Annotated in this window: 22 protein-coding genes and 5 tRNA genes; 9 read left to right on the forward strand and 18 right to left on the reverse strand. The window is 62.9% G+C overall.

Going from position 1 to position 23,660, the window contains the following annotated elements:
* Positions 1-6: 6 nt before the first annotated feature.
* Complete coding sequence (locus P3T21_RS19530) at positions 7-1,044, forward strand: CaiB/BaiF CoA transferase family protein (protein WP_429257792.1); 1,038 nt, start codon at positions 7-9, stop codon at positions 1,042-1,044.
* A gap of 44 nt (positions 1,045-1,088) precedes the next feature.
* On the opposite strand, the gene P3T21_RS19535 is transcribed toward P3T21_RS19530, so the two are convergent.
* From P3T21_RS19535 to alr, 3 genes are all read right to left on the reverse strand, one after another.
* On the reverse strand, positions 1,089-1,355 hold the full coding sequence (locus tag P3T21_RS19535) for a DUF2866 domain-containing protein (protein ID WP_429257597.1): 267 nt from the start codon (positions 1,353-1,355) through the stop codon (positions 1,089-1,091).
* Between the two features lie 144 nt (positions 1,356-1,499).
* Positions 1,500-2,876: a DNA repair protein RadA gene (gene radA, locus P3T21_RS19540; protein ID WP_429257598.1), complete on the reverse strand. Its 1,377-nt coding sequence runs from the start codon at positions 2,874-2,876 to the stop codon at positions 1,500-1,502.
* A gap of 48 nt (positions 2,877-2,924) precedes the next feature.
* Positions 2,925-3,995, reverse strand: a complete 1,071-nt coding sequence (gene alr / locus P3T21_RS19545; protein WP_429257599.1) for an alanine racemase — start codon at positions 3,993-3,995, stop codon at positions 2,925-2,927.
* 218 nt (positions 3,996-4,213) lie between these two features.
* Between alr and lplT the strand changes: the two genes are divergently transcribed.
* Together lplT and thiD are read left to right on the forward strand one after the other, a co-directional pair.
* On the forward strand, positions 4,214-5,521 hold the full coding sequence (gene lplT, locus P3T21_RS19550; RefSeq protein ID WP_429257600.1) for a lysophospholipid transporter LplT: 1,308 nt from the start codon (positions 4,214-4,216) through the stop codon (positions 5,519-5,521).
* Between the two features lie 82 nt (positions 5,522-5,603).
* A complete protein-coding gene (thiD, locus tag P3T21_RS19555; protein WP_429257601.1) occupies positions 5,604-6,410 on the forward strand; it encodes a bifunctional hydroxymethylpyrimidine kinase/phosphomethylpyrimidine kinase in 807 nt (268 codons plus the stop codon).
* A gap of 163 nt (positions 6,411-6,573) precedes the next feature.
* Here thiD and P3T21_RS19560 read toward each other — a convergent pair whose 3' ends face one another.
* From P3T21_RS19560 to tsaB, 4 genes are read right to left on the reverse strand one after another with little or no spacing between them, the layout of a single operon-like run.
* Entirely contained in the window at positions 6,574-7,560 is a 987-nt protein-coding gene (locus tag P3T21_RS19560; RefSeq protein WP_429257602.1) for a DUF1853 family protein, read from the reverse strand.
* Positions 7,560-8,468: a uracil-DNA glycosylase gene (locus tag P3T21_RS19565; RefSeq protein ID WP_429257603.1), complete on the reverse strand. Its 909-nt coding sequence runs from the start codon at positions 8,466-8,468 to the stop codon at positions 7,560-7,562. Before P3T21_RS19565 ends, P3T21_RS19560 begins: the two co-directional genes overlap by 1 nt.
* A complete protein-coding gene (gene rimI / locus P3T21_RS19570; RefSeq protein WP_429257604.1) occupies positions 8,455-8,949 on the reverse strand; it encodes a ribosomal protein S18-alanine N-acetyltransferase in 495 nt (164 codons plus the stop codon). The genes P3T21_RS19565 and rimI overlap by 14 nt, the downstream gene beginning before the upstream one ends.
* Positions 8,946-9,809: a tRNA (adenosine(37)-N6)-threonylcarbamoyltransferase complex dimerization subunit type 1 TsaB gene (gene tsaB / locus P3T21_RS19575; protein ID WP_429257605.1), complete on the reverse strand. Its 864-nt coding sequence runs from the start codon at positions 9,807-9,809 to the stop codon at positions 8,946-8,948. The genes rimI and tsaB overlap by 4 nt, the downstream gene beginning before the upstream one ends.
* A gap of 168 nt (positions 9,810-9,977) precedes the next feature.
* Here tsaB and P3T21_RS19580 point away from each other — a divergent pair, with 168 nt between their 5' ends.
* The 3 genes from P3T21_RS19580 to aceA all read left to right on the forward strand — a co-directional run bounded on the left by P3T21_RS19580 (position 9,978) and on the right by aceA (position 13,986).
* On the forward strand, positions 9,978-10,247 hold the full coding sequence (locus P3T21_RS19580; protein ID WP_429257606.1) for an acyl-CoA-binding protein: 270 nt from the start codon (positions 9,978-9,980) through the stop codon (positions 10,245-10,247).
* 400 nt (positions 10,248-10,647) lie between these two features.
* Complete coding sequence (locus P3T21_RS19585; RefSeq protein WP_429257607.1) at positions 10,648-12,243, forward strand: DEAD/DEAH box helicase; 1,596 nt, start codon at positions 10,648-10,650, stop codon at positions 12,241-12,243.
* 438 nt (positions 12,244-12,681) lie between these two features.
* A complete protein-coding gene (gene aceA, locus P3T21_RS19590) occupies positions 12,682-13,986 on the forward strand; it encodes an isocitrate lyase (protein ID WP_429257608.1) in 1,305 nt (434 codons plus the stop codon).
* A gap of 278 nt (positions 13,987-14,264) precedes the next feature.
* Here aceA and P3T21_RS19595 read toward each other — a convergent pair whose 3' ends face one another.
* Both P3T21_RS19595 and P3T21_RS19600 read right to left on the reverse strand, forming a co-directional pair.
* Positions 14,265-14,699, reverse strand: coding sequence for a universal stress protein (locus P3T21_RS19595; RefSeq protein WP_429257793.1), 435 nt, complete (start codon positions 14,697-14,699; stop codon positions 14,265-14,267).
* A 184-nt stretch (positions 14,700-14,883) separates the two neighbouring features.
* On the reverse strand, positions 14,884-15,786 hold the full coding sequence (locus P3T21_RS19600) for a LysR family transcriptional regulator (protein WP_429257609.1): 903 nt from the start codon (positions 15,784-15,786) through the stop codon (positions 14,884-14,886).
* Between the two features lie 151 nt (positions 15,787-15,937).
* On the opposite strand from P3T21_RS19600, the gene P3T21_RS19605 reads away from it, so the two are divergent.
* Positions 15,938-16,747 carry a haloacid dehalogenase type II gene (locus P3T21_RS19605; protein ID WP_429257610.1) on the forward strand — a complete coding sequence of 270 codons (810 nt, stop codon included), beginning with the start codon at positions 15,938-15,940 and terminating at the stop codon, positions 16,745-16,747.
* Positions 16,748-16,803: 56 nt separating this feature from the next.
* Positions 16,804-18,408 carry a malate synthase A gene (gene aceB, locus P3T21_RS19610; RefSeq protein ID WP_429257611.1) on the forward strand — a complete coding sequence of 535 codons (1,605 nt, stop codon included), beginning with the start codon at positions 16,804-16,806 and terminating at the stop codon, positions 18,406-18,408.
* Positions 18,409-18,652: 244 nt separating this feature from the next.
* Here aceB and P3T21_RS19615 read toward each other — a convergent pair whose 3' ends face one another.
* Positions 18,653-19,054, reverse strand: a complete 402-nt coding sequence (locus tag P3T21_RS19615) for a gamma-glutamylcyclotransferase family protein (RefSeq protein WP_429257612.1) — start codon at positions 19,052-19,054, stop codon at positions 18,653-18,655.
* An 18-nt stretch (positions 19,055-19,072) separates the two neighbouring features.
* Positions 19,073-19,567 (reverse strand): ribonuclease E activity regulator RraA, encoded by a 495-nt coding sequence (gene rraA, locus P3T21_RS19620; RefSeq protein ID WP_429257613.1) that lies wholly within the window; start codon positions 19,565-19,567, stop codon positions 19,073-19,075.
* Positions 19,568-19,731: 164 nt separating this feature from the next.
* Between rraA and P3T21_RS19625 the strand changes: the two genes are divergently transcribed.
* A complete protein-coding gene (locus P3T21_RS19625) occupies positions 19,732-20,625 on the forward strand; it encodes an AraC family transcriptional regulator (protein ID WP_429257614.1) in 894 nt (297 codons plus the stop codon).
* Positions 20,626-20,647: 22 nt separating this feature from the next.
* On the opposite strand, the gene P3T21_RS19630 is transcribed toward P3T21_RS19625, so the two are convergent.
* The 7 genes from P3T21_RS19630 to gltX form a co-directional block, all read right to left on the reverse strand.
* Positions 20,648-21,115 (reverse strand): GNAT family N-acetyltransferase, encoded by a 468-nt coding sequence (locus P3T21_RS19630; RefSeq protein ID WP_429257615.1) that lies wholly within the window; start codon positions 21,113-21,115, stop codon positions 20,648-20,650.
* Between the two features lie 207 nt (positions 21,116-21,322).
* Positions 21,323-21,399: transfer RNA gene (locus P3T21_RS19635), tRNA-Asp, on the reverse strand.
* 80 nt (positions 21,400-21,479) lie between these two features.
* Positions 21,480-21,555, reverse strand: a tRNA-Glu gene (locus P3T21_RS19640).
* A gap of 60 nt (positions 21,556-21,615) precedes the next feature.
* A tRNA-Asp gene (locus P3T21_RS19645) sits at positions 21,616-21,692 on the reverse strand.
* Positions 21,693-21,772: 80 nt separating this feature from the next.
* A tRNA-Glu gene (locus tag P3T21_RS19650) sits at positions 21,773-21,848 on the reverse strand.
* Between the two features lie 152 nt (positions 21,849-22,000).
* Positions 22,001-22,076 (reverse strand) — tRNA-Ala (locus P3T21_RS19655).
* 131 nt (positions 22,077-22,207) lie between these two features.
* Positions 22,208-23,617, reverse strand: coding sequence for a glutamate--tRNA ligase (gene gltX / locus P3T21_RS19660; RefSeq protein WP_429257616.1), 1,410 nt, complete (start codon positions 23,615-23,617; stop codon positions 22,208-22,210).
* Positions 23,618-23,660 lie beyond the last annotated feature (43 nt).

Here is a 23,660-nt window from a genome sequence, read left to right on the forward strand (position 1 = left end):
CCTGCATTGAAAGGCTTGCGCGTACTCGACCTGACGCGCCTGTTACCCGGTCCCGTGGCGACACTGCGGCTCGCCGAACTGGGCGCGGACGTCCTCAAGATCGAATCGCCCGGCGCCGGCGACTACACGCGCACGATGATGCAAAGCACTGCCGACCGGCTCGCGGGCCGACCCGGCGCGTTCTACCGGATCATCAATCGCGGCAAGCGCGAAACGCGGCTCGATCTGAAATCGGAAGCTGGCCGCAACGTGCTGCGCGCGCTGGCTCAGGAAGCCGACGTGCTGGTCGAGAGTTTCCGGCCGGGTGTGATGGACCGGCTCGGCGTCGGCTATGACCTGTTGCGTGTGGAGAATCCAAAACTCGTCTATTGCGCGATTACAGGTTACGGCTCGGATGGCCCATTCGCGACCTTTGCCGGTCACGATCTGAATTACATCGCGTATGCCGGCGTGCTCGACCAGCTCGCTGCCCGGGACGGCACGCCGATCATGCCAAATTTCCAGATCGCCGACCTGCTCGGTGGCGCGCTCTCTGCCGTCACGCAGATGCTCGCGGCCTTGTGGCACGTCGCGCGGGGCGGTAACGGCCGCTTTATCGATGTGTCGATGACGCATGCGTCGCACGCAAATAACGTCGTCGCCCAGGTCGCGCTGGCCAATGAAGGCGAAGGCCCACGTGCGGGCGGCGGCCTGCTGAACGGCGGTGTGCCCTGCTACAACCTGTATCGCACGCGCGATGGCCGCTGGCTCGCCATTGGCGCGCTCGAACTGAAGTTCTGGGAAACCCTGTGCGCGGCACTCGGCCGCCGTGACTGGGCCGACCGGCACTGGAGCCTCGGCCAGGCCATCGGTGGCCCGGACGCCATCGCGTTGACGCAGGAACTGGCCGCGATCATCGCGAGCCAGACACTGGATGACTGGATTGCGCTGCTGGAACCGCTCGACTGTTGCGTCTCGCCTGTGCTGACGCCGGCTGAAGCGGCGCGGCACCCGCTCTTCAATCCGGATTTCGCGATGCAACAGGAAAGCGCGGACGATCTATAACGCCCGCAACGCAAAAAGCGACAGCCGCTTGCGTATGCCCACCCTCATCGTCGCGGCAAGGTCTGCCGTGGCTCACGCTCATCGTCGATCAACACATGCTTGCGCCCTTCGACGTGGCGTTCGATGGTGGCGCGCACTTCGTCAGCGGTGACATCTTCCGCGACGACGCGCCGCGAGATCGTTCCGGTGGTATCGACCCACTCGACAATACGGCAGCCGCGGCCGCCCCAGGGTTGCCGGATCGGCTCCGACACACGGCAGCCGCGCAGGTTCATGAGACGCTCGGCCGAGGATTCATGAGACTGTTTCAAGACGCGTTCCTTTTCCGCCCGTGACGGACTGCTAACTCAGGCAGGATAAGGAAAACCCATGTCCACCGGGTTACAGGCGATGTAGAGACTTTTACCGCTGATTACGCGACAAAAGTGCCCGATCAGCGCCGGTGGTCAGAACAGTCAATCCAGGTCGCGCGCCTGGTCGATCGCCTGGTCGATCCGTTCGACGGCAATGACGCGCAGGCCGTCGATCGGCTGTTTCGGCGCATTCGCTTTCGGGATCACGGCGATCGAAAAACCGAGTTTGGCGGCTTCCTTCAGCCTGTCCTGGCCGCGCGGCGACGGCCGGATTTCGCCCGCCAGTCCCACTTCGCCGAACACGAACAAGCCCTTCGGTAGCGGCTTGTTGCGCAGCGACGACTGGATTGCAAGCAGCACTGCAAGGTCGGCAGCCGGCTCGGTAATCTTCACGCCGCCCACCGCGTTCAGGAACACGTCCTGGTCAAAACATGCGATGCCTGCATGCCTGTGCAGCACGGCCAGTAGCAGTGCGAGACGGTTCTGTTCCAGCCCCACCGCAAGCCGCCGGGGATTGGGCACATGCGCTGTATCCACCAGCGCCTGAATTTCGACGAGCAATGGCCGCGAGCCTTCCTGCGTCACCAGCACGCAGGAACCGGGGACCGTCTGCTCATGCTGCGACAGAAACAGTGCCGACGGATTCGACACGCCACGCAGGCCTCGCTCGGTCATCGCGAATACGCCCAGCTCGTTCACCGCACCGAAGCGGTTCTTGAAGGCGCGCACGAGGCGAAACGACGAATGCGTATCGCCCTCGAAGTACAGCACCGTATCGACGATGTGTTCAAGCACGCGTGGTCCGGCCAGATTGCCTTCCTTCGTCACGTGCCCGACCATGATAATCGCCGTGCCCGACTGCTTCGCGACGCGCGTCAGCTGGGCGGCGCATTCGCGAACCTGCGCAACCGAGCCCGGCGCCGACGTCAGTGCGTCGGAATAGATGGTCTGGATCGAGTCAATAACAGCGACGTCGGGCCGCTCGGCCTCGATCGTCGCCTGGATTTTTTCGAGCTGGATCTCGGCGAGCAGTTTGAGCTCACCCGCCTTCGACTGCGGATCGAGCAGCGCAAGCCGTTGCGCACGCAGCGCGATCTGCGCGGCGGATTCTTCGCCGCTAATATAGAGCGCGCGCCGCTCGCTCGCGATTTCCCCAAGCGACTGCAGCAACAGCGTCGATTTACCGATACCCGGGTCGCCGCCGATCAACACGACGCCGCCGGCCACCAGCCCGCCGCCCAGCACGCGATCGAATTCGCTGACGCCTGTCGAGAAACGCGGCACGTCGGACGCTTCAATATCTGCGAGGCGTTGCACCGGCGCGTTCTTCGCCAGCGACTGGAAGCGGTTCGCCGAAGCCGACTCGGCAATCGTCTCGACCAGTGTGTTCCACGCACCGCACGCCGGGCACTGCCCTTGCCACTTGGGCGCCTGCCCGCCGCACTCGGTGCAGGTGTACAACGTCTTCTGTTTAGCCACGCGCCCTTCCTGTTACTGCGATTTCTGATTGATTGTGTCTGCGGACGCTTATTCGGCACGCACCGGCACGCGCGGCGCGACGGCGCACATCAGCTCATAACCGATCGTGCCGCACGCCCGCGCGACGTCGTCGATCGGCAGCGCCGGGCCCCACAGTTCGACGCGCGAACCGACTCCAGCAGTCGGACACGGTGTGAGATCGACGGTGATCATGTCCATCGAAACGCGCCCGACAAGCCGCGTCAGTACCCCATCGACGATGACCGGCGTACCTTCGGGCGCCGTGCGCGGATAGCCGTCCGCATAGCCGCAGGCGATCACGCCGATGCGCATCGGCCCGCGCGCCGCGAACGTCGAGCCGTAGCCGACCGTCTCGCCTTCGGCGACCATCTGCGTGGCGATCAGTTCGGAGGCGAGCGTCATCGCCGGCTGCAACCCCGTGCCTTCGATATCGGACGTCACGCCCGACGGCGATGCACCGTACAGAATGATGCCGGGCCGCACCCAGTCAAAATGCGCTGCCGGATGCCACAGGGTCGCCGCCGAATTGGACAGGCTGCGCGCGCCGGCGATACCTTCCGCACCGCGCTCGAACGCTTCCATCTGGTACGCGATGCCACGCTCGCTGTCAGCATCCGAAAAATGGGTCATCAGCGTGATCTGGCCGATGCCCTGGCAGGCGCGCGCCCGCTCCCACGCGGCCCGGTAGCGTTCCGGCGTGTAACCGAGCCGGTTCATGCCGCTATTCATCTTGAGCTGGATATTGACCGGCTTCGACAGACGCGCCATTTCCAGCATCCGCATCTGTTCATCCGAATGCAGCGCCGTGGTGAGGCTGTAGCGGTCAATGACGTCGATATCCGTCGAACGGAAGAAGCCTTCGAGCAGCAGGATCGGACCCGCCCAGCCAAGTTCACGCAACTTCACGGCTTCTTCGAGGTCAAGTAATCCGAAGCCGTCAGTTGCACGCAGACCAGGGAACGCCCGGGAGAGCCCGTGGCCATAGGCATTGGCCTTGACGACGGCCCAGATGCGGGATTTCGGCGCGTAGCGGCGGACGACGGCGAGGTTGTTGGCGAGGGCGGAGGTATGAATAGTGGCTGAGAGCGGGCGCGGCATAGGATATTTTCGTAAAGACGCTTGCGAATCAGGAGCTTACAGTGCGTTTTCAACGCGCTGGAGGCCGCCAGACGGTGCGATCAAGGATTCTGCTAGTCTGAATGCACCTATTTTCATGATATAAAGCCGTGCGCACAACCCATTTCGAACGGCATAAGCCCGGACGCATTGCACACGGCCGGGGCGGACAGACCGCAGCGAGGACAGCATCGCATCAGATGAAAAAAGGTTTTTACACAATCATGGCCGCGCAGTTTTTTTCGTCGCTGGCCGACAATGCGCTTCTGATTGCTGCTATCGCGCTGCTGAAAGACCTTCACGCTCCGAACTGGATGACGCCGCTGCTCAAGCTGTTCTTTGTGCTGTCATACGTCGTTCTTGCTGCTTTCGTCGGCGCTTTCGCCGATTCGCGACCCAAGGGTCACGTGATGTTCGTCACGAATACGATCAAGGTGCTCGGCTGCATCGCGATGCTGATCGGCGCGCATCCGCTGATTGCCTATGGCATCGTGGGCTTCGGCGCCGCAGCCTACTCGCCGGCCAAGTACGGCATCCTCACTGAACTGTTACCGCCCGAGCGGCTCGTCGCGGCGAATGGCTGGATCGAAGGCACGACCGTCGGCTCGATCATTCTCGGCACGGTGCTGGGTGGCGCGCTGATCAGCCCGCACATCGCGGCGCCCATCCTCCGGCATCACATTCCCACGATCAACACGCCCGCTGAAGCCGCGATGCTCGTGATCATGGTGTTCTATGTGATCGCCGCGCTCTTCAATCTGCGCATTCCCGACACCGGCGCCCGCTATCCGAAACAGGAACGCGGCCCGATCAAACTCGTCACCGATTTCGCCGACTGCTTTCTGGTGCTGTGGCGTGACAAGCTCGGCCAGATCTCGCTCGCGGTCACGACGCTCTTCTGGGGCGCAGGCGCGACGCTGCAGTTCATCGTGTTGAAGTGGGCGGAAGTGTCACTTGGCATGTCGCTGTCTGAAGGCGCGATCCTGCAGGCCATCGTCGCGGTCGGCGTGGCAGCGGGCGCGATGATCGCGGCCGCGAAGGTGCCGCTCAGAAAGTCACTGTCGGTGCTGCCGGTAGGCATCATGATGGGCATCGCCGTGATGCTGATGGCGTTCTATACGAAGACGATGTTTCCGGCGCACTGGGGCATTTATTTCGGCAGGATGCACGTGCCGGGCTATCTGCTGATTGCGTATCTGTTCCTGATGGTCGTCGGCGGCCTGTCGGGCTTTTTCGTCGTGCCGATGAATGCGCTGCTTCAGCATCGCGGGCACGTGCTGCTGTCGGCGGGTCACTCGATTGCCGTGCAGAACTTCAACGAGAACCTGTCGGTGCTCGTGATGCTGTGCCTGTACGCCGTGCTGGTGTGGCTCGATGTGCCGGTGTCGGCTGTGATCGTGCTGTTCGGCACGTTCGTCTGCCTGATGATGTGGTTTGTGATGCGGCGACATCAGGCTAACCAGCGCGCGTTCGACTCCGTCGCGCTGATCGGCGAAGTGAAGCACTGAGGACAGGTGGCGCGCCGCTCGCGCGCCAGCCTTCCATCGGGTCCGACCGCACGCGCATCTCCCCCTTTCCGCACGCTTTCCCATGACTCAATCCATACCCAACGTCCTGACGATCGCCGGCTCCGATTCAGGCGGCGGCGCTGGCATTCAGGCCGACCTCAAGGCGTTCTCGGCACTCGGCGCGTACGGCGCGAGCGTGATCACCGCGCTCACGGCCCAGAACACGCGCGGCGTCACGGCGATCCACACGCCTGACCCTGCGTTCGTCACCGCGCAACTCGACGCCGTGTTCGACGATATCCGCATCGACGCCGTCAAGATCGGCATGCTGGCCAACGCACAGATTGCGCGCGCTGTGGCCGAGGCATTGCGTCGTCATCGTCCGAAGTACGTCGTGCTCGATACCGTGATGATTTCAAAGAGCAATCACGCGCTGCTGGCGCCGGATGCCGTCGCGGCAGTACGTGATGAACTGTTGCCGCTGGCCGATCTGCTGACGCCCAACCTGCCCGAAGCGGCCGCCCTGCTCGGCGAAGCCGCTGCCACCGACGAAACCGCGATGGTCCGCCAGGGCGAAGCGCTGCGTGCGCTTGGCGCGCGTGCGGTGCTGATGAAAGGCGGCCACCTCGCCTCGTCCGACAGCCCGGACTGGCTGGTTCAGGAAAGCGGCACACTGCGGCTCGGCGGCCCGCGCGTGCCGGTGAAAAATACGCACGGGACCGGCTGCACGTTGTCGTCGGCGATCGCGGCGCTGATTCCGCAGCGTAGCGATCTGGCCAGCGCAGTCGCCGAGGCGAAGCTGTACCTGACCGGCGCGCTCGAACAGAGCGACCGGCTGGACGTCGGTAGCGGCGTCGGGCCGGTGCATCATTTTTATCGGTGGTGGTAAAGGCGGCGTTCACGTCGCCAACGAAAGTCACTGAAGCGCGACATTGACCGCAGGGGTTAAGAACGGCGATGCCTTGTGTCGGCGAACCCGCGGACGGAGTCCTTAAGTGGCGAATTTCGGTGGCTGGTTTGAGACCGGCGCCGCTACGCACCGGCCGCCCCGATCACTGACGCGCGAACGCCTGACCGCGTCGCGGCCAGTCGTCGGGAACGACAAAGCCGCGTGACTGCTCGATCCACCGCCCCGCCTCATCGAGCGCGAATGCCGCAACCATCGTTGGACCGGTTTGCCGTTCGAACTGGGTAAACAGCGTGGCGGCATCGACGAACGCCGTTTCCGGCGACGCCCCACGCGCCTCATAACGGCGCGGCGCCAGCCATTCGAGACGCGGCAACACCTTCCACGCATCCGCCTGGGTTGCCGCGAACGCCGGCCAGTCCGCACGGGTCGACCACCAGCCGCGCGCGTGGGCGGGATCGATCTGCGGCGCTTCGTGACGCGAACCGGCATCGCTGTCCGTGACGCCGTAGAACAACCATCCCTTGATGAACATCTGCGGTTCCCATGGACCGCGATGCCCGAGTGTCACAAATTCTTCGCGCGCGCTGAGCGGCAGTTGATGATCGAGGAGATGCGACAGCTTCAGATCGAAGCGATCCTGCAGATTCGGCCCAACGTAATCCGCCAGTTCCGAGCGACCGTCACCGGCATGCAGATAGCACTTCACCGCGAGCTCCCAATGCAGCCGCCGACCGCTCGCCGTTTCCACCAGAAAATCGCATTCGCCGAGCGTCACGCCCGCGCGCCTCAAGGCGATGTTCGCCGCGACGAGCCGCGCCGCCGGTCCATGTTGAAGAAACCAGCCGAGCAGACACTCCGCGTACCGGCCGAGTCGCGTGATCCGCGACGCGGCGATGTGTCGATGCAGGCTTTCCGGCGCGGCATCGAGTGCGCACAGCCAGTCGATCGTAGCGGTTTCCTCGGCGGCCGTTTCGAAGAGGCGCGCGAGCATGCCTGCAGGTGGTTGCGCGCGCAACAGATCCGGGCTGAAGAGAAGCCAGGCGAGATCGCGTACGACGGCGTCGCGCAGCAGGTCGAGCCGCGCGGCAGGCGCTGCGGCATCCGCCACGGGCCCGACGGCGGCATTCATCAGCGGGACGGCGCGCCGGCCGCTTTCTGCCACGTATCGCGCGCGAGGCACAGGTCGGCCCACGCTTTCGCCTTGTCCGGCAGGCTGCGCAGCAGATACGCCGGGTGATAGGTGACGATGACCGGCACACCTTCGTACTCGTGCACGCGACCGCGCAGCGACGAAATGCTTGCCTCGGTCTTCAGCAGACTCTGCGCGGCAAAGCGGCCAAGCGCGACGATGACCTTCGGTTTGACGAGTGACACCTGACGTTGCAGATACGGCTCGCAGCGCGCCACCTCGTCAGGCTCGGGATTGCGATTGCCGGGCGGCCGGCACTTGATCACGTTGGCGATATAGACGTTGGTGTCGCGCGCGAGCGTCAGCGAACGCAGCATGTTGTCCAGCAGCTTGCCCGCCTGGCCGACAAACGGTTCGCCGAGGCGATCTTCGTTTTCGCCTGGCGCTTCGCCAATCAGCATCCAGTCGGCGTTACGGTCACCGACGCCGAATACCGTATTCGTGCGCTTTTCGCACAGGCGGCAGCGCTCGCAGGCAGCGACGCGCGCACTCAGCGTATCCCAGTCGAGGGTGGCGATCGACGGTTCGGTGGCGGTGCCGTTGTCGACATCGGCGACGATGGTTTTCGCCCGGGCGCGGGCCGGTGGTTCAGCGGGAACGTCGTCCAGCCACGCGGGTTCTTCGTCCGGCGCGGAAGGCCGTTGCTGATGCAACGTAACGCTGACCTCGCGCCCCGACTGCGGTTGCGATCGCAACGACGTATCGACTGCCTGTGCGACGGCGTCGACCGTTTTGACGGCATCGATCGCATCGACGGCGTCGATCGCTTCAACCGCCGGCCGCACCCCGCGTCGCACCCACGTCGGCGCGAGGCCGAGTTCTTCCAGCGCCGATTCAGAGAACGCCATCTGCGCCCTCCCTTGCAAACGAAAAACGCATCACGATGGCGTCCTCCCGGCTGCGATGTCGCGCCGGATAATAGTTCTTGCGCCGTCCGATCGATGAGAACCCAAAATGCTCATAAAGACGGATGGCACGGTGATTGGACGGCCGCACTTCCAGCAGCAGCCCGTCGAGTTTCTCGGTGCGCGTGATACGTACCGCTTCGCGCAGCAGCGTCAGGCCGGCGCCCGCGCCCTGCGACGCAGGCGCGACGCACAGATTCAGCAGATGCATTTCGTCCACTACCGGCATCAGCACGCAATACCCGATAAGTGTGCCCGTAACGTGGCGCAGGCAGATGCCCAAATAGCCGTTGCGCAACGAGTCCGCGAAATTGCCGCGGCTCCACGGAAACTCGTAGGCGAGTTTCTCGATCGCGGCGACCTCGTCCAGATCGCCTTCTGTCATCGGCGATACGTAGCGGTCGGCGAGCAGCACGCCGCTCATTGCGCGCCCTCACCTTGCGCCGGCTGGGCGGACTGAGCGGATTCAGCGGGCTGTACCGGTTGAGCGGACTGGGCCGGCTGGCCAGTCGGCGATCCGTGCTGCGCGGTCTTCGCGGCCATGCGCTCGGCCGTGGTCTGCGCAACCTTGTCGCGGATGTATTCAGGCGCGGCCTGATCGGCCGGCACCGTGCGGCCCGCGCGATACGCGCGCAGCGCGACCATCGCGACCGGCATCGCGTGCGGCAATGCTTCGGCATCGATCACCCGCGCGCGCGCCGCCGCCACGAGGCGCTCGCCGAACGCCGCGGCGGCATTGCCTGCCAATGTAAAGGGTGCGTCAGGAACCGCAGTTTTGTCAGGCGCGTCGAGCGAGGCTGGATGGACCGTGCGCCACTCACACTGCCCGGCGTCCCACGCGTAATCGGCCCAGTAGACTTCGTCCATACGGGCGTCGAGCGCAGCCAGCACCCGGATCGTCGACGGATCGCGCAGCCGCGCGCTTTCGGCGCACGCGAGCAGTGTACCGACCGGCACCACCGGAATATCGAGGCCGAACGCAAGCCCCTGAGCGACGCCAGTCGCAGTGCGCAGGCCAGTGAACGAACCGGGGCCGGCGCCGAACGCAATGGCGTCACAGTCGGCGAGCGCGAGGCCCGCTTCATCGAAAAGTTCGCGGATCGCCGGCAACAGGCGCGTACTGGACACCGCGCCCGTCGCTTCGTGACGCACCCATACGCGCGGCAACTCGACAGTCGGGTTGACAGGCGAAGCGTCGGCGTCCACATCGGGACCGGCGGACAAAAGCGCGACCGAGCAGAATTCGGTCGACGTATCAAGGGCAAGCAGCACGATTCGAGTCATGACCGCTATTGTAATGCGGCGCCCCGCGTTGCCGGGACGCGAACCGCATCGGCATCGTCGCGGGCGTCGAGTCGATAGCTCGCGCCGTTTGGAAGAATCGCTCCAGCCATTTGCCCGGCGACGCTTGATATGATCACCGGCCGATCTCGAAAAGCATGGAGAACAACTATGAGCGACATCAACGCACTGTTCGCGCAGGCCCAGCAAGACGTGAAGCAACTGCCGGAGCGCCCGGGCAACCTGACGCTGCTGCGTCTGTACGCGTTGTTCAAGCAGGCCACCGACGGCGACGTTCACGGCGACAAGCCCGGTTTCACCGACATCGTCGGTAAATACAAGTACGACGCATGGAAGGCGCTCAAGGGCACCGCACAGGACGCAGCGAAACAGCAATATGTCGAACTGGTCGAATCGCTGAAGAGCGGCGCATCAGCTTGAGATAGCCAAGGGCGCCGTCCCATCCATCCGCCGCCGGCAATTCCGGGATAGTGGCGCAGTGCAGCAAAACCCTATATAATGCGCCTGCGCTTCACTGCTTTGCCCGGTTTTCATTCCGGCCGTTGCTGCGCAGCGCCTCGTAGCGTTTTGCTCCAATCCAGTTTAGAACCTGTCCCCTCCTGCCAGCAGGCCCTCTTTCCGGGCCGTCAAGTACCAGGCTGGCGACAATGCCAATATCGGCTTGTCGCATCCGATACAGCTTCTAACGAAAAGCTCGCCTTCATTGTTGCGAGCTGCCCCCGTTTTTCGATTTGCTCGCTGCTTCTTTGCTCGCTGAATCCGACGACTTGGGTATGCCGATTGGCGCCGACGTTTCACTTCCCGTGTTTCAAGGATTCTCATGACTTCGAGCAATACCCCCAGCCCGTTGAACGCCATCGCCGATCAAGCCCTCGGTCTCGATACGCCTGCCGCCATCGCCACGTCTGACGTCGCGATCGAAGCCGCCGCTGTCGAAGCAGGCGCGCCGACCGGTCCGACGTTCGCGTCGCTTGGCCTGTCGCCGGAAATCGTCTCCGCGCTGACGGCCGCCGGCTATTCGTCGCCGACGCCGGTGCAGCAGCGTGCCATTCCTGCAGCTATCGCTGGCCGCGACCTGATGGTGTCGAGCCCGACCGGCTCCGGCAAGACGGCAGCCTTCATGCTGCCGGCCATCGAGCGTTTCGCCCAGTTGCAAAAGACCCAGGCTGCGCAGCCGCGTAACGCAGGCTCCGGCCCGGATCGCAGCGTGCGCCGTCCGCAACCGGTTGCCCGTCCGAGCCTGCTGGTTCTGACGCCGACCCGCGAACTCGCGATGCAGGTCACCACCGCCGCGTCGACGTACGGCAAGCACCTTAAGCGTCTGCGCACCGTCAGCATTCTGGGCGGCGTGGCGTACGGCCAGCAGCTGATGCTGCTCGCCAAGAACCCCGAAATTCTCGTCGCAACGCCGGGCCGTCTGCTGGACCACCTGGAACGCGGCCGTATTGACCTGTCGCAACTGCAGATCCTCGTCCTCGACGAAGCCGATCGCATGCTCGACATGGGCTTTATCGAAGACATCGAAACGATCGTCAAGGCGACACCCACATCGCGTCAAACGATGCTGTTCTCGGCCACGCTCGACGGCAAGATCGGTTCGCTGATCGGCCGCCTGCTGAAGGATCCGGAACGCATCGAAATCGTCCAGCGCATGGAACAGCGTACGAACATTGCGCAGACCGTGCATTACGTCGATGACCGCGATCACAAGGATCGCCTGCTCGACCATCTGCTGCGCGACTCCGGCCTAGACCAGGCCATCGTGTTCACGGCAACGAAGAACGAAGCGGACCAGCTGGCTGGCCGTCTCGCCGACGCCGGTTTCGAATCGGCCGCGCTGCATGGCGATCTGCCGCAGGGCGCGCGTAACCGCACGATCAAGGCATTGCGCGATCGCAAGGTACGTGTCCTCGTGGCAACGGATGTGGCTGCTCGCGGCATCGACATTCCGGGCATCACGCACGTGTTCAACTACGATCTGCCGAAGTTCGCTGAAGACTACGTGCACCGTATCGGCCGTACTGGCCGTGCTGGTCGCTCGGGTATCGCAGTCAGCCTCGTGCATCACGCCGAACAGGGCGCGCTGAAGCGCATCGAGCGTTTCGTGCGTACCCCGCTGCCGGTCAACGTCGTTGAAGGCTTCGAGCCGCGCAAATCGGCTCCGTCGGGCAATGGCCGTCCGGGTTTCGGCGGCCGTGGCCGTCCGGGTGGTGGCAACGGCGGTGGCCGTCGCTTCGGTAGCGGCACTGGCGCCGGCAAGCCGGCTGGCAACGGCGGCGGCGCTCGCACGGGCGGCGGCGGCTGGGCAGGCAAGTCGGCAGGCGGCGGTTCGCGTGAAGGCTACGGCGGCTCGCGTGACGGCGGCTATGGCGCCCGTCGCAGCGACGGTCCGCGTACGGCGCGTCGCGGCAGCTAAACAGTCACAGACGGCAGGGTCTGCGGTGTATGCAGACCCCGAAGCTGTGTCTATATCGATGCAAGCGGCCCCGTGCCGTATCAGGTATCAAGGAAAACCGGTGCTCATGCACCGGTTTTTTTTCGCCCTCTCGCCGCATCTTCGAAATTTCACAATGTGGAAAAATTTTTTGCGTCGTAAAAAATCGTGTTGCGTGGCACAACATAAGCTGTTGCAACAGGGGAAATTGCGTTTCTCATTGTGAAATAAAACAAATATACCATTGATTTATAACAATAAAAAATCTCAAGCAAAGCTGAGATCATGGCTGTTGCACCTGGCTCGATTTGCCTAGACTCTTATATAAGACTTCACGAAACGGAGCAGCCGGAAAGCCCGAATCGCAGGAGACACGAGTCAACTGATCCACCCTATTACGGCAAATCAAAGGAGCACACCATGTCACGTCAACAACAGGCTCAACAACTTCAACAGCAATGGGACACCGATCCGCGCTGGAAGGGCATCAAGCGGACGTATTCCGCTGAAGACGTGGTGCGTCTGCGCGGCTCCGTGCCTGTCGAGCACACGCTCGCGAAGCGCGGCGCAGAAAAGCTGTGGGAATCCATCCACAACGAGCCGTTCGTCAATGCACTCGGCGCGCTGACCGGCAATCAGGCCATGCAGCAGGTGAAGGCCGGCCTGAAGGCAATCTATCTGTCGGGCTGGCAGGTGGCCGGCGACGCGAACGTTGCGGGCGAAATGTATCCCGATCAGTCGCTGTACCCGGCGAACTCAGTGCCGCTCGTCGTGAAGCGCATCAACAACACGCTGACGCGTGCCGACCAGATCCAGTGGTCAGAAGGCAAGAACCCGGGTGACGAAGGCTATATCGACTACTTCGCACCGATCGTCGCTGATGCGGAAGCCGGTTTCGGCGGCGTGCTGAACGCGTTCGAACTGATGAAGTCGATGATCGAAGCCGGCGCCGCAGGCGTCCACTTCGAAGACCAGCTGGCCTCGGTGAAGAAATGCGGCCACATGGGCGGCAAGGTGCTCGTGCCGACGCGCGAAAACATCGCGAAGCTGACGGCTGCGCGTCTCGCGGCTGATGTCTCCGGCACTCCGACCATCCTGCTTGCCCGCACGGACGCGGAAGCGGCTGACCTCGTGACGTCGGACATCGACGACAACGACAAGCCGTTCCTGACCGGCGAGCGCACGATCGAAGGCTTCTACCGCACGAAGCCGGGCATCGAACAGGCAATTTCGCGTGGCCTCGCCTACGCACCGTACGCCGACATGATCTGGTGCGAAACCGGCAAGCCGGATCTCGAGTTCGCGAAGAAATTCGCTGAAGCGATCCACAAGCAGTTCCCGGACAAGCTGCTGTCGTACAACTGCTCGCCGTCGTTCAACTGGAAGAAGAACCTCGACGATGCGACGATCGCGAAGTTCCAGAAGGAACTCGGCGCGATGGGCTACAAGTTCCAGTTCATCACGCTCGCCGGCTTCCACGCGCTGAACTACTCGATGTTCAACCTCGCACACGGCTATGCCCGCACGCAGATGAGCGCCTTCGTCGAAATGCAGCAGGCTGAATTCGCGGCAGCCGAAAAGGGCTTCACCGCGGTGAAGCACCAGCGCGAAGTCGGCACCGGCTACTTCGACGCTGTGACGCAAACCGTCGAGCGCGATGCGTCGACGACGGCCCTGCACGGCTCGACGGAAGACGAGCAGTTCTTCGACAAGAAGGTCGCCTGATCCGGCTAACCGTGGACTGATTGCGGCCCGAACGGCACGACAGGCAAAACAGGGAGAAACGGCCCCGCAGAGGGCCGTCACGAAAGGAAGCCCGGCTGCCAGTCACACACCGGCGGCTGGAATGGCACCTGCGAGGAGTTTCGGCACGGCATCCCGTGCTGGGAACTGACACAACGCGCGTCGGCTACCCGCCGGCGCGTTTTTCCTTGCCTGTCCTGAACGCGCCGCACCGGTCCCGGTCACGCGGCTGACGCCAGGGTGGAAGGTGGTCCGCAAGCCTAGCGGTAGACGATCACCGGAATTTTCGTATGGGTGAGGACACGCTGGGTCTCGCTGCCGATCAGCAGACTGCCGAGCCCGCGCCTGCCGTGCGATGCCATGAAGATGACGTCGCAGCCGCCCCGCTCCGCCGCCTCGATGATGCCGAGGTACGGTGACGGATGAACACTGGTCTCACTGGAGCAGTCGACGCCTGCTTCGAGCGCCGCCTGTTCGACCTCCCGCAGATGCAGGCGCGCTTCGCGTTCGCTGCGCTCCTGAAAATCGACGGGCGGCTCGATCACGACCTCGGAAAACGGTGAGTAGGGATATTGCGGCAGACACGCGTATGCCGTGACGCGTGCACCGACGGCTCTCGCGAGATCGATTGCACCGTCGATGGCCATTTTCGACAGATCTGAACCATCGGTCGGAACAAGGATGTGCTTGAACATCGTGCCCTCCGTCGTCAGCTGTGACATTCCGGCAGGTCCGGGGGATGCAGGACGTGTGCAGTTCGTCTGGCAACGCGCGGCGCCTCGAATCGATTGTAGTGCGCAGAAATCAGCAACACGGCCCGCGTGCGGGTCTGTCCGCATATCGGAAACCCGCGCGAGCCTCGTGGGCCGTGGCTTTGCGCTAGCCCCAATAGCCTGGATGACTGTACGTATGTTTCAGGAAGTCGAGAAAAAGCCGCACACGCAGCGGCAGATGGCGACGCTGCGGAAACACGGCGTGTATGCCGATGGGCGGGGCCGCGAACTCGTCGAGCACCGCGACGAGGCGTCCGGCCGCGATGTCCGTTCCGACTTCCCACCAGGAGCGCCAGGCAAGCCCGTAGCCTTCGAGACACCACTCATGCAGCACCGCGCCGTCCGAACACTCCATCGTGCCGGAGACCCTGATCGATACGGTTTTATCGCCCTGCTGGAACATCCAGCCGCGCTGCTGGTTCGCGCTTGCGCCCAGCGCGAGGCAGTTGTGACGAGCGAGTTCGGCGAGCGTCTGCGGCGCGCCGCGACGCGCCAGATAAGCCGGCGAAGCGACGACGACGCGCCGGTTGTCGCCCAGCCGCAGCGACACCAGCGACGAATCGGGCAGTTCGCCGAGCCGCACCGCGCAGTCGAACCCTTCGTTGACCAGATCGACCATCCGGTCCGAGAGATCGAGCGTGATCGATACATCGGGATGCGCCACCGTGAAAGCCGGTACGAGCGGCGCGACGTGACGTCGCCCGAAGCCCGCCGGCGCCGACACGCGCAGATGCCCGCTTGCCTTCACGCCGCCCGCCGACACGCTCGCCTCCGCGTTCTGCATGTCGTGAATGACGCGCTGGCAGTCTTCGAGAAACGCAGAGCCTTCGAACGTCAGCGTGATTTTCCGTGTCGTGCGCACAAGCAGTTTCACGCCGAGACGCTCTTCGAGCGCATCGATGCGGCGTCCGATGATGGCTGGCGCGACGCCTTCGGCCTGCGCAGCCGACGACAGGCTGCCCCGCGTCGCGACGGCGATGAAAGTTTCGATCTGCTTGAAACGGTCCATGGCGAGTGGGCGCGTCGCGTGGACGCTGAAAATGGCATTGAGCGCCAGATTAGGTATATGAAAGTAAAAGATCAAGTGATGTTTATGGTCTTTTTAAGCGCAAGACATCACTAATAGAATCCGTCTTGACCTCTGACTGGAGCGCACGGCAATGTCGGCCACAACGACACTCTTCCCCAAAGCAGTGATTTTCGACGCGTACGGCACGCTTTTCGACGTGCATTCGGTCGTCGCTGCCGCAGAGCAGATGTTCCCCGGCCACGGCGATGCACTTTCGCTGCTGTGGCGTCAAAAGCAGATCGAATACACGCAGTTGCGTACGCTGTCGGATATCGGCGGTGCGCGCTACGAACCGTTCTGGACCATCACGCTCGACGCATTGCGCTTCTCCGCGCGCAAGCTCGGCCTCACGCTGAACACGGCCGCCGAAAAGCGCCTGATGGACGAATACGCGTGCCTCTCCGCCTTCCCCGACGCCGTGCCGGCGCTGCGCCAGTTGCGCGACCGTAAAGCCAGCGGCACCGATGGTGTGGCCGGCGAGCGCATCGGCCTGGCTATTCTGTCGAACGGCAACCCGCAGATGCTCGATATCGCCATCAAGAGCGCGGGAATGACCGGCCTCTTCGATCACGTGCTGTCGGTCGACGCGGTGCGCGCCTACAAGCCTGCGCCGGCCGCCTACGCACTCGGCACGGCCGCCTTTGGCGCGACGCCGCGCGAGATCGTGTTCGTGTCGTCGAACGGCTGGGACGCGGCCGGCGCGACGTGGTTCGGCTACACCACTTTCTGGATCAACCGTGCGCACGGGCCGACCGAGGAACTCGGCGTCAGCCCGCATGGCACCGGCGCAAGTCTTGCCGATCTGTCCGCGTTTCTGGACACCCTTTCGCTTTCGCCGCCCGACAAAAGTTCAGGCCGCACGCGCCGCAGCCCTGGTGCCACGCGGAATGAACGGCATTGAACGGGCATGCAACACCTCATCGCAATTTCATAATCTGACCGACCAAGGGAGAAACCATGACGAATACATCGTCGTTGTCGTTGCAACTGCCGCAGGGCATGCGGATCACCGCTGAAATCAAGCCGGGCTTCGAATCGATTCTCACGCCCGACGCGCTGGACCTCGTTGCGAATCTGCATCGCGTGTTCGAGCCACGTCGCCAGCAACTGTTGAAGGTGCGCGCCGAACGCACGAAGCGCCTCGACGCCGGCGAGCGGCCCGACTTCCTCGCTGAAACGCAGCACATCCGCGACAGCGACTGGAAGGTTGCAGCGCTGCCGAAGGATCTCGAATGCCGTCGCGTCGAGATCACCGGGCCGGTGGAACGCAAGATGATCATCAACGCGCTGAATTCGGGCGCGGATTCGTACATGACGGACTTCGAGGATTCGAACGCGCCGAGCTGGGACAACCTGATCACCGGGCATCTCAACCTGAAAGACGCAGTGCGCAAAACGATCTCGCTCGAGCAGAACGGCAAGTCGTACCGTCTCAACGACAAGGTCGCGACGCTGATCGTGCGTCCGCGCGGATGGCATCTCGACGAGAAGCATGTGACGGTCGACGGCCAGCGCGTGTCCGGCGGCATCTTCGATTTCGCGCTGTTCCTGTTCCATAACGCGAAGGAACTGGTGGCACGCGGCTCGGGTCCGTACTTCTATCTGCCGAAGCTGGAGAGCCACATTGAAGCGCGTCTGTGGAACGACATCTTCGTCGCGGCTCAGGAAGCGGTTGGCATTCCACGCGGCACGATTCGCGCGACAGTGTTGATCGAGACGATTCTCGCGGCGTTCGAAATGGATGAGATCCTGTACGAACTTCGCGAGCACAGCTCGGGCCTGAACGCGGGCCGTTGGGACTACATCTTCTCGGCGATCAAGAAGTTCAAGAACGACAAGGACTTCTGTCTGGCGGACCGTTCGCAGATCACGATGACCGTACCGTTCATGCGCGCTTACGCCTTGCAGCTGCTCAAGACATGCCATCGTCGTAACGCACCCGCGATCGGCGGCATGAGCGCGCTGATCCCGATCAAGAATGACCCCGCCGCCAACGACAAGGCGATGGGCGGTGTGCGTTCCGACAAGGCGCGCGACGCTGGCGACGGTTACGACGGCGGCTGGGTCGCTCACCCGGGTCTCGTGCCCATCGCAATGGAAGAGTTCGTCAAGGTGCTGGGCGACAAACCGAACCAGATCGGCAAACAGCGTGAAGACGTGCAGGTTACCGCGAAGGACCTGACCGACTTCCGTCCGGAAGCGCCAATCACCGAAGCCGGTCTGCGCAACAACATCAACGTCGGCATTCACTATCTGGGCTCGTGGCTCGCTGGCAATGGCTGCGTGCCGATCCATAACCTGATGGAAGATGCGGCGACTGCCGAGATCTCGCGCTCGCAGGTGTGGCAATGGATCCGTTCGCCGAAGGGCAAGCTTGACGACGATCGCAAGGTCACCGCCGCGCTGGTGCGCGACCTGATCAGACAGGAACTCGACAAGGTCAGGACCGCGGTAGGCGGCGACACGAAGCCGTACGAACGCGCGGCAGAAATCTTCGAACAGATGTCGACCTCGGAGAGCTTCACCGAGTTTCTGACACTGCCGCTGTACGAGGAGATCTGATGCTGCCGCGTTCGTGTGATCGCGAGCCCGCGTGAGCGCTTCGCCGCAGGTTTAGCGCGGTTCCAGCGTGTGACGTAACGGCCCAACAGGTCAAGGCTTGTTGGGCCGTTACGCTTTATCCGCTGGCGCCGGTCGCTACGGAGGACGGATCCGTTGCGGTGGCGGCAGTGGCTGCGCCTGTTACCACGTCGACGAAAACCCGATGGACCCGCTGACGGTCATGCATCCGCAAGCGAGCTTCACCCTATCGCCCGCGACGATGCGCGACCCAGTCACCCGACGCAATCTCCTTCAGCCCGACCACCGCCTCTTTCATAACCGGATAAAAGCGGCACGCGACCGCCACGCCGTCGACCTCGATCGTGGCGTCACGTCCGCGAAACAGCCCTTCGACACCCGGATATACCTGTTCGATTTCATCGAGCACAGCCACAAGTTCGTCGTCGATTTCGTAGACGTCGCCCAGGACAGGCACACCCCGATCATCCACAACAAGGCCCGGATACGAGCCGAAATCGTATAGCCAGCCCTTCACCGCCGCCGTGCCGAGCAGGGTGGGCGGCGCGATATCGTGACGTGCGGCTGCCGCGCTGATGTCGTTGACTTCGCCCGCCCGGAGCGTGCCGTAGACAAATACGTTCTGCATGCCTTCTTCCTCTTCCGGTCAGTTCAATGGCGCGGTTGCAACCAGCACGCCATCGATATCTGCATAGACCCATTCGCCCGGACGCACGACCGATCCCGGCAGACGTACCGGCACGTCGCGCTCACCGCCACCGCGCTTCTGACTTCGTTGTGGATGCGTCGCGAGCGCAGCGATGCCTATATTGCATTCGTTCAGTTCGAGCGTATCTCGCACACAGCCATTCACGACGATGCCCGCCCAACCATTTTTTTCGGCAATCTGGCCGAGGTTGCCGCCGACGAGCGCGCATCGCAGACTGCCCCCACCATCCACGACCAGCACGCGCCCTGCACCCTTTTCTTCAAGCGTGGTGCGTACAAGCGTGTTGTCTTCGAACAGCTTCAACGTCACGGCTTCGCCGCTAAACGAACCCGTGCGGCCCCACAAACGAAACACAGGCTCGAGTACGCGAAGTGTGCCTGCGGCCAGCTGGTCCTCATTGGCGTCGCACAGGTCTGCAGTTGCGAAGGTCATCGATGTCTCCAGAGAAATGAATCGGATGACATGCATTATGCCCCGCAAGAATTTCGGGCAACCCTCGGCCGTCTGGCTAACGCTGCATGACACCCGCGCCGAAGTCCACGCAACGCCCCTACAATGGCATCACACCTTGCATCCGGTTGCGATCCTGCTTCTCCATGAACCTGCCCATTGCCACACCGAAATCGACGCGCGTCGATTTCGCCGACATACCACCGGAATTCGCGCCGACGCCCACACATCCGATCCGCGTCCGGTCGCGGCCGATGCCCGCTGGCGTGCGCGTTGCGCGTCATACGCACGCATGGGCGCAAGTCGCGTATGCGTCACGCGGCGTATTGCGGATCACAACGTCAGGTACGACCTGGATGGTGCCGCCATCGCGCGCGATCTGGGTACCGCCTTACGTCACTCACGAGGTCGTTATCGTCGAGGATGCCTTTCTGCGCACGCTCTACGTGAACGAGTCAGTCGTGCCGCCGGGGCTCGATACGTGCCGTGTGGTCGAGGTGTCGGGGCTACTGCGTGAGGTCATCGCCGCGCTCGATACGGCTGGATTGTCTGTGGCACGCGAGCGGCTACTCGGCTCGCTGGCGCTTGATGAACTGACGCGCTCGGAACCGTTGCCCCTCTCGGTGCCGATGCCAGCTGAGAAACGACTCAGGGCGCTGTGCGAAGCCGTCATCGCCGACCCGGCCAATACGGATTCTCTGGAAGGCTGGGCATCGACCGTGGGCGCCAGCACGCGCACCATCGCGCGTCTGTTTCGACAGGAACTCGGTGTGAGTTTTTCGCAATGGCGTCAGCAGGCCGTTCTCGCGCGTGCGATCCCGTTGCTGAGTCAGGGACGGCCGCTTTCGCAGGTCGCCCAGGAACTGGGCTATCAAAGCCAGAGTGCGTTTTCTGCGATGTTCCGGCGCGCGTTTGGCGAGAGCCCACGTGCGTTCATCGAACGTGGCGCCGAGCATCGCGAGGGCAAACACAGCGAGGATGAAGACGAGAGCAATCTGCTCGTGGACGAGCACGACACGCATCGCGGCCAGCTGAAATAGCGGCACGCTGGTATCGAAGGTATCAGACGCGGCGTGCCATATGCCGGATCGCCCCAAGCTGCGCGAGACGCGGCCCGGCGAGACGGAAGCCCATTCGTTGATAAAGCCGCGCGGCCGGGTTGTCGACGAAAACGCGCAGCTGCAACTCCCTCAGCCCGCGCGCTCGCGCCCACCGGTGCGACATGTTCAGCAGGTATGTGCCGGCACCCTGCCGACGATGTCCTTCGGCGATCTGCACGTCGCGGATATGCAGCGAGTCGCCTTCTTCGGTGACCCGCAGAACGCCGATCCCTTCGCCATCCACTTCGAGGATGAAATTCTCCGACTCGCGCCAGCTAGCGAGAAACAGATCGCCGCGCCACACCAGATGGTGTCGCTTGTAGTAGCCGCCCATGTTGTTGCGCGTGAGCGCTTCTGCAAACTCGAAGTCATCCATGCTGGCTTCGCGCAACAGGAAGGCAGGCGACAAAACTTCGGTCGGGTCGAGCATGGCGCATCGGACGGGGTGATGACCCACAAAGGTAAGACAGGCGGCGTGCGCTGGCAAGGGCGGTTTGCCCGATGCGGCCCGGTGAGGACTGTGGGCCGGCCGGGAAAGCGCCAATGGAAGCCGCGGCTAAGGTGGCGACAGGAGTCGGCGAAAGCCGGCGACGAAAAAGAAAAAGCCCGCTGAAAATTCAGCGGGCTTTCCTTGATCTGGCGGAGCGGACGGGACTCGAACCCGCGACCCCCGGCGTGACAGGCCGGTATTCTAACCAACTGAACTACCGCTCCAGTTTTCTGCATCGTGGCTTGTGAGCGTTGGTTATCTCTCTCAAGCTGCATCGCCGGCATGTTATGGCGCTGCTGATGTCTGGCGTCCCCTAGGGGATTCGAACCCCTGTACTCACCGTGAAAGGGTGATGTCCTAGGCCTCTAGACGAAGGGGACAACGTACGCTTACACCTTTAATGAAAAAGCCCGCTCAAGCGCACCTGAACGGGCTTTGTCTGGCGGAGTGGACGGGACTCGAACCCGCGACCCCCGGCGTGACAGGCCGGTATTCTAACCAACTGAACTACCACTCCATTTACTGCATCGTGGCCCGCGAGCGATAGCTAAATCTCTGCAAGCGACATCGCTTTAACTACGAAGCGACGCTGATGTCTGGCGTCCCCTAGGGGATTCGAACCCCTGTACTCACCGTGAAAGGGTGATGTCCTAGGCCTCTAGACGAAGGGGACATAATCTTTTCAGATTCTGTCTTGTTCTCGCTGCTAATTAACGTCAACGTTTCGTTAACAGCGAAGAACGCCATTCTAACTGCCATACTGCCGTTTGTGAAGTCTTTTTTGCTACAACCACTGCGTTCGCGAAAGACTTCAACCTGCTCTGATGGTGGAGGTAAGCGGGATCGAACCGCTGACCTCTTGCATGCCATGCAAGCGCTCTCCCAGCTGAGCTATACCCCCTTGCAGAACAGAAGCGAGATTGTAGATAGCGAATCCCGTTTTGTAAATACCCTGTGAGTCATCGCATGCGACTTTTTTCGAAGCCGCATGCGTGCGTGCACATGTTCGTTCGTTCAGGCCACGCTGATCGTTCAGGCGAGTGCGTTCTCGATGCGACTCACAACGACATCACGACCGAACAGCATCAGCACGCTGTCGATCGAAGGTGTGTGCGTCGTGCCAGCGACGAGCAGACGTACCGGCATCGCGAGCTGCGGCATCTTCAGCTTGTGTGCGCCGAGCGTGGCCTTCAGCGCAGCGGCGATGCCCTCCTTCGTCCACTCCGCGCTCTTCAACGCGCTGACCAGATCGGCAAGCGCGGGACGCACTGCGTCGGTCACGTGTTGCGCAACGGCTTCGGGTTCCGGAGCCGGCTCACGGTAGAACATCGCAGCGTTCCCGGCGATCTCCTTGACGGTCGACGCACGGTCTTTCAGCAAACCCACCACAGCCGTCAGATCGGCGCCGCTGGCAAGCGCCGCGTCATCGATACCCAGCGCGGCAAAGAACGGCTTTGCGAGACCCGCAAGACGCGCGTTGTCGGCTTCCTTGATGTAGTGGGCGTTCAGCCAGCTGAGCTTGTCGTGGTCGTACTGTGCCGGCGATTTGCCCAGATGCTCGAGGTCGAACCATTCGACAAATTGTTCCCGCGAGAAAATTTCCGCGTCGCCGTGCGACCAGCCGAGCCGCGCGAGATAGTTGAGCACGGCCTCAGGCAGGTAACCGGCATCGCGATAGCCCATCACGCTCATCGCGCCATGCCGCTTGCTCATCTTTTCGCCCTGCTCGTTGAGCACGGTCGGCAGGTGAGCATAGACCGGCGGCTCTGCGCCGAGTGCGCGCAGGATGTTGATCTGACGCGGCGTGTTATTCACGTGATCGTCGCCGCGAATCACGTGCGTGATGCGCATGTCGATATCGTCGACGACCACGCAGAAGTTGTACGTCGGCGTGCCGTCCGGACGCGCGATCACGAGATCGTCCAGTTCTTCGTTCGAGATCTCGATGCGCCCCTTCACCGCGTCGTCCCAGGCGACCGTGCCCGTCAGCGGATTGCGAAAGCGCAGCACCGGCTCGACGCCTGCAGGCGGCGTCGGCAGCACCTTGCCCGGTTCCGGGCGCCACGTGCCGTCGTAACGCGGCTTCTCGCCCGCGACGCGCTGGCGTTCGCGCAGCGCGTCGAGCTCTTCCGTGGACATGTAGCACGGGTACACGAGGTCCTTCTCCGCCATCTGCTTCAGCACTTCGCGATAACGGTCCATGCGCTGCATCTGGTAGAACGGACCTTCGTCGTAATCGAGGCCGAGCCACTCCATCCCTTCGAGGATCGCGTCGACAGATTCGGACGTCGATCGTTCGAGGTCGGTGTCCTCGATCCGCAGCACGAACGCGCCTTTCTTGTTGCGGGCGAACGCCCACGGATACAGCGCGGAACGGATGTTCCCCAGATGGATGAAGCCAGTGGGACTCGGTGCGAAGCGGGTACGAACGGGTGTGGTCATATGCGGTTACTCGAAGGCAGGCGCCGACGCGCGGACATCGTCG

This window comes from Paraburkholderia sp. GAS334 (genome assembly GCF_050436625.1).
Lineage (GTDB): Bacteria > Pseudomonadota > Gammaproteobacteria > Burkholderiales > Burkholderiaceae > Paraburkholderia.

Coding starts and splice junctions, on each gene's coding strand:
- alr (WP_429257599.1), bottom strand. CDS start 3,995: ATGCCGCGCCCGCTCTCAGCCACTATTCATACCTCCGCCCTCGCCAAC.
- lplT (WP_429257600.1), top strand. CDS start 4,214: ATGAAAAAAGGTTTTTACACAATCATGGCCGCGCAGTTTTTTTCGTCG.
- thiD (WP_429257601.1), top strand. CDS start 5,604: ATGACTCAATCCATACCCAACGTCCTGACGATCGCCGGCTCCGATTCA.
- P3T21_RS19560 (WP_429257602.1), bottom strand. CDS start 7,560: ATGAATGCCGCCGTCGGGCCCGTGGCGGATGCCGCAGCGCCTGCCGCG.
- P3T21_RS19565 (WP_429257603.1), bottom strand. CDS start 8,468: ATGGCGTTCTCTGAATCGGCGCTGGAAGAACTCGGCCTCGCGCCGACG.
- rimI (WP_429257604.1), bottom strand. CDS start 8,949: ATGAGCGGCGTGCTGCTCGCCGACCGCTACGTATCGCCGATGACAGAA.
- tsaB (WP_429257605.1), bottom strand. CDS start 9,809: ATGACTCGAATCGTGCTGCTTGCCCTTGATACGTCGACCGAATTCTGC.
- P3T21_RS19580 (WP_429257606.1), top strand. CDS start 9,978: ATGAGCGACATCAACGCACTGTTCGCGCAGGCCCAGCAAGACGTGAAG.
- P3T21_RS19585 (WP_429257607.1), top strand. CDS start 10,648: ATGACTTCGAGCAATACCCCCAGCCCGTTGAACGCCATCGCCGATCAA.
- aceA (WP_429257608.1), top strand. CDS start 12,682: ATGTCACGTCAACAACAGGCTCAACAACTTCAACAGCAATGGGACACC.
- P3T21_RS19595 (WP_429257793.1), bottom strand. CDS start 14,699: ATGTTCAAGCACATCCTTGTTCCGACCGATGGTTCAGATCTGTCGAAA.
- P3T21_RS19600 (WP_429257609.1), bottom strand. CDS start 15,786: ATGGACCGTTTCAAGCAGATCGAAACTTTCATCGCCGTCGCGACGCGG.
- P3T21_RS19605 (WP_429257610.1), top strand. CDS start 15,938: ATGTCGGCCACAACGACACTCTTCCCCAAAGCAGTGATTTTCGACGCG.
- aceB (WP_429257611.1), top strand. CDS start 16,804: ATGACGAATACATCGTCGTTGTCGTTGCAACTGCCGCAGGGCATGCGG.
- P3T21_RS19615 (WP_429257612.1), bottom strand. CDS start 19,054: ATGCAGAACGTATTTGTCTACGGCACGCTCCGGGCGGGCGAAGTCAAC.
- rraA (WP_429257613.1), bottom strand. CDS start 19,567: ATGACCTTCGCAACTGCAGACCTGTGCGACGCCAATGAGGACCAGCTG.
- P3T21_RS19625 (WP_429257614.1), top strand. CDS start 19,732: ATGAACCTGCCCATTGCCACACCGAAATCGACGCGCGTCGATTTCGCC.
- P3T21_RS19630 (WP_429257615.1), bottom strand. CDS start 21,115: ATGCTCGACCCGACCGAAGTTTTGTCGCCTGCCTTCCTGTTGCGCGAA.
- gltX (WP_429257616.1), bottom strand. CDS start 23,617: ATGACCACACCCGTTCGTACCCGCTTCGCACCGAGTCCCACTGGCTTC.